The sequence below is a fragment of the Aquimarina sp. I32.4 genome (genome assembly GCF_002924285.1).
Taxonomy (GTDB): domain Bacteria; phylum Bacteroidota; class Bacteroidia; order Flavobacteriales; family Flavobacteriaceae; genus Aquimarina.
Window position 1 is genome coordinate 1 of record NZ_PGUB01000156.1, and the last position, 6,948, is coordinate 6,948.

Below are 6,948 nucleotides of genomic sequence, written 5' to 3' on the forward strand. Positions count from 1 at the left end.
TTAAAAACTCGATCAATCTATCGGCATTCATTGTTCCTGAGTAAATCATAAATTGTACACTTCCTTGATTAGTTACTGTAGAAATCATATTTATAGAAAAGCGTTTGGACATGTTTTTTTTTACAGGAGTTTTTCCTTTAGGAGCATAAGAACGACCGTGTTGATTAGTATTTCTTACTCCAGTCTCGTCTCCCCATTGTATTTCTGCTTTTTCTTTTTTGGCGCTCTCTTTAATAACAGGGTATTGCTGATCTAACCATAATTGAACTTTTTTTGAACATTGCTCATAGGCTTGTTTCTTTGGTTTTTGAGGACTAAAACCCCAAGAGCGTAAGTAATCCCCCATCGTATTTATCGCTAATTTTATCCCATATTCTCTTTCAACTAACTCTTTTACGGCTTTACGTGTCCATAGACCAAAATCTAATTTTAATTGATCTGGCATAACATCGGTAATCATAGATTGAATCTCCAATTCTTGGGATTGGTTAAGAAGCTTCTTGTCCTGAGAACTAACTCCTCGTTTATTATCTATTAATCCTTCAATGCCTTTCTTATTATATTTTTTAACCCAATTGGTAATCGTATTCTGGTTAACTCCATACATAATAGCAACATCTTTCTTCCTTTTTCCTAAATTAATTTGTTTTATAGCCCGTTTGCGTATTTCTTTTCTAGTAGCCGAATCTACTGACCTAAAATCCATTTCTTTCATAGGGACAATATACGGATTTTATCCCAAATAATCTAATTATATTACCGCTATGTTAATATCATCTCCAGTAGAGAGGGGTCAACATGCTCCAGAATCAAAACAACTTTTGTTCAATAAAGGGGTCAATATGCTCTAGAATCTAACAAACCCCATCCAAAAGGGTCAGCTTAGTCCAGAATAATTGATCACAGTACTTGTCAAAAGTAATATTAGGCTATCTTTTTAATACAGAGGGGTCAGTATCCGACAGAACGGCAGCTAATATATAGTGCCTAATACTGATCTAGGGAGGGGGTCAGCTTGCTCTAGCGTATCCAAGTAAAGCAACTAAGCGCGGGATCAGTAATGAACAGGTTGCTGTAGTGGTTACTTGTGACAGATCGCAAAACAAAGAACTCCGTGTAGCAACAAGAGGACGGATAAGTAAAAAAGATCTCGACCAAGTTTTTGATGGCAAGTTAGAGAAAGCAGAAACACTTTGCACTGATACGCATCGCTCTTATACAGCTTTCGCAAAAAGTAATGAACTGGATCATCAAAAATTCAATGTTTCCAAAGGACAAAGGGTAAAAAACAAAATATACCACGTGCAGAATGTTAACAACACAGCGAAAAGGCTTAGGCAATGGATGAAACCATTTAATGGAGTGGCAACTAAATATCTACAGAATTATATGAACTGGTTTATGGTCTTGGAACGCATAAAATAGAATAACCAACGTCTCAAATCCTTTGCCTACTATGCCCTTGCTGGACAAAATGCATGGCAAATTTGGAAAACAACAACTGAATCAGTCATATAGTAGAATATAGCCATATTTTTTTATGGAAGCTTACAATATGATATGTTGTTATACAACGTTTTTATCTAGATTAAAGAATCTATTTATTTGACCTAAAAAAGCACTTTTTGGTTTATTCAAATTCAAAATGTTATAAAACGGATTATTTATGGATTTATCAATTAGTTGTCCATTCCTAATTTTTATTAAATGAGGAAAACGATTGTAATTTTTTAAATTATAAAGAGCTTCCGAGATAAATTCAGTTGTGTAATCTGATTCAATTTTTTTTCCATTTAGATATACGATATCAATTTCTTTAGGCAGATTTGGGAGTATCTTTTCTTCAATATACTTCTTTGAGTTTTTTCGGTTATTGTAGCAGAAGAAATTTTTCCCATCATTCTGGATCAAAAACTCAGCATATTTTTCCTTAATTTTTTTTCGGTAAAAGCTTTTAATAGGAATAAAAATAATCATCGGAATTGAGAGTGCCAATAAAGGAATCCCAATGATAACTATTCGTAATATGTCTTTTAATTTTCTCAATATTTAAGTGTTGTCTAATGTGGTTTTATATAAAAAGACTGTTTTAATTAGACAGGTTATTAAATTTAAGGAGTTTAAGTCTCTCTTTGATAAAAGGTAAATTCCTCGATTTGATACATCTAAAAACTTATGCAAACATATTTTCTTCTGTATTATTTCTAACAAGATTTATTGCTTCGCAATATTGCTCTTTACAGAAATGAAATTCAAGGTCTTTATAATTTATCTCAAATGGAATTATTTTAGAGAAATTTTTAAAATCATGCCAGTATATATCTTTGACTCCAATAGATATTTTACATGTGAGACTATGATCTCCAGGAATACCAGAGTACTTATAATCATATAGCGTATATCTCTGATCTTGATAGATATAATTATTTAAGGTTTCACATAAAAAGTGATTCTGATTATGAAAGGCAATAAAGAATGATATTCCTTCATAGCAACCATTTTGAATGTGTAAGCCTTTCTTTTCAAATTGTTTTACTTCTATTTCTTCTATTATATTCTTAAAGTTAATTCCGTTTAAATATATAACGGTAGTCATGTAATCCTCAAGTTCAGATTTTATAGACCCAAAACTTATTTTATCTCTTTGCATAACTTTAACCTTAGTATTAAAGTGATTTAACTTTTTCGATAGTATCAAAAAAATTAAATCACTTTAATATTTAAAAATTAATAAGAAATTTTATGTGGTGGTAATGGCTTCGAAGTTAATTTCTTGAGAGGAGGCGCAAATTGTGTTAATTTGATATCTTTTACTGCAGCTCTATACTCTTCAATAGTAGGTGTTCTTCCAAGGATAGCTGAAAGAACTACGACCGGTGTAGATGCTAGTAATGACTCTCCTTTCTTACGATCTGTGTCTGCTACAACACGACCTTGAAACAGACGTGTAGAAGTGGCCATTACAGTATCACCTTTTTCTGCTTTTTCCTGATTACCCATACATAGGTTACAACCAGGTCTCTCTAGATATAGTATATTGTCATATTCTGTACGAGCAGCACTTTTTGGAGCTGTATCATCAAACTCAAAACCAGAATATTTTTGAAGTACTTCCCAATCTTTCTCTTCTTTGAGTTCATCAATAATATTATAGGTAGGAGCCGTTACTACCAAAGGAGCTCTGAACTCAACTTTACCATGTCTTTCTTCTAGGTTTTTAAGTATTTTGGAAACAATCTTAATATCACCTTTGTGAACCATGCAAGAGCCTACAAAACCTAAATCTACCTTTTTCTTACCTTCATAATAGGTAAGCTCTCTAATGGTATCATGTGTGTATCGTTTAGATACATCTTCATTATGTACATCTGGATCTGCAATCATTGGCTCATCAATGATATCCAAGTCAACTACAAATTCTGCATAATATTTAGCATTATCATCAGGAGTTAACGCAGGTTTTTCGCCTGATTTAATTTGATCGATTCTTTTATTGGCTTTATCAATAAGTCCTTGAAGTACTTGTTTCTCGTTGTCCATACCCTTATCGATCATGATTTGAATCCTACCTTTGGCTATTTCTAGGGATTCGATTAGGGTATCATCTTGAGAGATACAAATAGAAGCTTTTGCTTTCATCTCTGCTGTCCAATCTGTAAAGGTAAAGGCTTGATCAGAAGGTAGCGTTCCTATATGTACTTCAATAATTTTACCTTGAAATACATTTTCTCCACCAAACTCTTTAAGCATTTGAGCTTGCGTAGCATGAACTACATCACGAAAATCCATGTAGTCTTTCATTTTTCCTTTGAAAGTTACTTTTACTGATTCTGGAATAGGCATAGACGCTTCTCCTGTTGCCAATGCAAGTGCTACGGTACCTGAATCTGCACCAAAAGCCACACCTTTTGACATTCTTGTATGTGAATCACCACCAATGATTATAGCCCAATCGTCTATAGTAATATCATTAAGTACCTTATGTATTACATCGGTCATTGGGTGATATTTGTGTTCAGGATGACGAGCGGTAATAAGCCCAAAGTCATTCATGAACTTCATCAACTTTGGTATGTTTTCTTGAGATTTAAAATCCCATACTGAAGCTGTATGACAACCCGACTGATAACCACCATCTACTATAGGTGAAATTACAGTTGCAGCCATCATTTCCAGTTCTTGAGAAGTCATAAGCCCTGTTGTATCTTGAGAACCTACAATATTTACTTCAACTCGTACATACGAGCCAGCGTGTAGTGTTGCTCCAGAAGTTCCAACGGCATTTTTATTAAATATTTTTTCAACAGCAGTAAGTCCTTGTTTTTCATGAGAAACTTCTTTAGATGTTGCGAATACAGGTGTAATAGCTATACCTAAGGTTTTAGCTGCAAACGCTTGTAATTTTTTACCAAATACGATTGCATATGATCCTCCAGCTCTCATAAACTCCATTTTCTGTGGAGTAAGCGCTGAAGAAATATCAATTAATTCCTGATCACCATTGTAAAGCTTCTTTGCTTTTGTATTGATTGTAAGTACAGTACCCGTATCGACTGAGTATGCTTGCTCAAGAATAGGTTCACCATCTTCATCTACTAAAGGATTACCATCTGTATCATACTTTTTTACCCAATTTTTTAGATCTAGACCAATACCACCTGTTACACCAACAGTAGTAAGGAAAATCGGTGAAATACCATTTGTACCAGCAACTACTGGAGCAATATTGATAAATGGCACATATGGGCTTGCTTGTCTACCAGTCCAAAGTGCTACATTATTAACACCAGACATTCTTGAAGAACCTACTCCCATAGTACCTTTTTCAGCAATCAACATAACTGATTTGTCAGGGTGTGCTTTTTGCAGCGCCAAAAGTTCTTTTTGTCGATCTTCGTTATGTTCAAATAAACATTTACCATGTAGTTCACGGTCTGATCTAGAGTGAGCATCACTACCAGGGGATAGTAAATCTGTAGAAATATCTCCTACACCGGCAATAAAAGTAACTACTTTAACCTCTTCATCTACCTCTGGAAGTTTGGTGAAAAAATCTGCTTTTGCATAACTTTCAATAACACTTTTAGCTATTTTGTTATCCTTTTTAAAAGCCTTTTCCAAACGATCCATATCTGCTTCATAGAGAAAAACCTGTGTCTTCAAAATCTTGGAAGCTTCTTCTGCGATAGCAGTATTGTCACCCAATGCAAGGTCGAGAAGTACACCAATAGAAGGTCCCCCTTTCATGTGAGATAGTTGCTCAAAGGCAAATGATGGTGATATCTCTTCTACGATAAATTCACCAAGAATAATTTCTTTTAAAAATTTTGCTTTCACACCAGCAGCACTAGTAGTTCCTGGCAATACATTGTAGATAAATAAGTTAATGGAGTTTGATCGATGTTCATTATTTAAATCTTTGATTTGTTCAATGATTTCGCTTAACAATTCCGAACCATCAATTGGTTTCGGGTGAAGCGCTTGATCTTTTCTTTCTTCAACCTCCTTAAGGTATTCACTGTATCTGCTCATAAATTTTTTTTCTTTAACCTAAAGAGATTTATAAGTTCTCTTTAGAAAACAAAAAGAGAGACTTCTAGATTATTCTCTCAATAAAACAAAAATAAACAATTCTTCTAATTTAGAGTAATATCATTTATTCTAACTTTATTAAAGTGAGATTTAATTTAATCTGTTTCTGAGTTTTATAAAGAACAATCTCTGTAGAGAGGTTTGAAATGAGGTGTTTTTCTAGCATTTATGTCTTCACTAGAGAAATCATCAAAAAAATAAACATTTTAAGGTTACAGCTGGTAAATTTGAATTTTAAACTGTCTTAGCTATAGAGAAACCTACAAGTTTCATTTAAATGTTTTAGGTGGAGGCTGTCATTTTACCTAAATTAATTTTTTCTGCACTGGTAAACTTTATATCTTTTATATATTCCATTTTTTTCCATAAATAAGAATTGCCTTTTAAACCATTGGTTAATTTCATCCTTTTCTTCAACCTTTTTATTTCTTTTGGTATTGCTTTTCTTTTCTCTCACAATTCACCATATAATTTAATTGCGGGTGAAGTAGGGAACTTTTCTTTAAACAAAGATTTAATCCAAAAAAGGTGATTACTGTTTACTCCTAAAACGCAAATATTTTTATTGATGTTTGAATGAATAGGAAGTTTTGAAACAAATTCCTCAAAATAAAACCCTGTTTGGTAGTCATTTAAAAAGAGGGAGCCAATAGGTGTTATCGTAGGGGTGTTGTTGGAATCAACAGAAGCAATCGATACATAAAGGTTTGATTTAAAGCTTTTATTAAAATGTATTCTTATATTTTTCCATTCTATAATTAAATTCATGAACTCTCATTATTTACCAATTACAATATGATATTCTGTCGGAATTTCAATTCCATTAAATCCATTTGTTAATCCATAGAGTAGTATAAATGATAATATTATTCCTGAAAACAGAATTATATATGCTTGTTTACTTGGTTTGATTTCTAATAAAATACTTTTTACTTTCATTCTATGAATAGAAGAAAGATGTCCAAAAAATGAGATTATAGCGAGTCCGTAATAGGGAGCAAAAAACAGATAATGAGGAAATGTATTTAATCCCGCTACGCCAAAATATATATTTGTATCTAAATTTAAAATAAACCTGCCTATAAATACTGCGCCAAGGTGAAAAACAAAAAAAAAGACTAAATACACTCCACTCCACAGTTGTAATTTTTCAAAGAATGTTTTAGCTACTTTTTTCTTTATTAAAAACAATTTTACTCCAGATGTTTTGACCCCTATAAAACAAGAGTAATCTTTTAAATTTGGATTATTAATTATGCTACTCTATTTTTCATTAAAATTATTAATAAGAGCATAAATTAGTTTATCTTTTGTTTTAAAAATCCTTATTTTTAGGTTGTGAGAAGAAGAAATAAA

At 32.5% G+C, this 6,948-nt stretch carries 6 protein-coding genes and 1 pseudogene; 1 reads left to right on the top strand and 6 read right to left on the bottom strand.

Annotation, left to right across the window (positions count from 1 at the left end; translation table 11 throughout):
- A partial coding sequence (locus tag CVD18_RS20640; protein WP_103865846.1) for an IS630 family transposase occupies positions 1 to 715 on the bottom strand: 715 nt, incomplete at its 3' end.
- 335 nt (positions 716 to 1,050) lie between these two features.
- Between CVD18_RS20640 and CVD18_RS20645 the strand changes: the two are divergent.
- A pseudogene (locus CVD18_RS20645) lies at positions 1,051 to 1,425 on the top strand (IS1595 family transposase); the annotation flags it as partial.
- 141 nt (positions 1,426 to 1,566) lie between these two features.
- On the opposite strand, the gene CVD18_RS20650 reads toward CVD18_RS20645, so the two are convergent.
- The 5 genes from CVD18_RS20650 to CVD18_RS20670 form a co-directional block, all read right to left on the bottom strand.
- A complete protein-coding gene (locus CVD18_RS20650) occupies positions 1,567 to 2,046 on the bottom strand; it encodes a hypothetical protein (RefSeq protein ID WP_103867381.1) in 480 nt (159 codons plus the stop codon).
- A gap of 127 nt (positions 2,047 to 2,173) precedes the next feature.
- Positions 2,174 to 2,650 carry a hypothetical protein gene (locus CVD18_RS20655; RefSeq protein ID WP_103867382.1) on the bottom strand — a complete coding sequence of 159 codons (477 nt, stop codon included), beginning with the start codon at positions 2,648 to 2,650 and terminating at the stop codon, positions 2,174 to 2,176.
- Between the two features lie 77 nt (positions 2,651 to 2,727).
- Positions 2,728 to 5,532 carry a bifunctional aconitate hydratase 2/2-methylisocitrate dehydratase gene (locus CVD18_RS20660; protein ID WP_103867383.1) on the bottom strand — a complete coding sequence of 935 codons (2,805 nt, stop codon included), beginning with the start codon at positions 5,530 to 5,532 and terminating at the stop codon, positions 2,728 to 2,730.
- 513 nt (positions 5,533 to 6,045) lie between these two features.
- Complete coding sequence (locus tag CVD18_RS20665) at positions 6,046 to 6,360, bottom strand: hypothetical protein (protein WP_103867384.1); 315 nt, start codon at positions 6,358 to 6,360, stop codon at positions 6,046 to 6,048.
- A gap of 9 nt (positions 6,361 to 6,369) precedes the next feature.
- The gene (locus tag CVD18_RS20670) at positions 6,370 to 6,783 is read right to left on the bottom strand and encodes a hypothetical protein (RefSeq protein ID WP_103867385.1); all 414 of its coding nucleotides are present in this window, start codon (positions 6,781 to 6,783) and stop codon (positions 6,370 to 6,372) included.
- Between the last annotated feature and the right edge of the window lie 165 nt (positions 6,784 to 6,948).

What these genes read in the sequence shown, in the direction of transcription:
- CVD18_RS20655 (WP_103867382.1), bottom strand. Translation starts at nt 2,650, where the DNA reads ATGCAAAGAGATAAAATAAGTTTTGGGTCTATAAAATCTGAACTTGAG.
- CVD18_RS20660 (WP_103867383.1), bottom strand. Translation starts at nt 5,532, where the DNA reads ATGAGCAGATACAGTGAATACCTTAAGGAGGTTGAAGAAAGAAAAGAT.
- CVD18_RS20665 (WP_103867384.1), bottom strand. Translation starts at nt 6,360, where the DNA reads ATGAATTTAATTATAGAATGGAAAAATATAAGAATACATTTTAATAAA.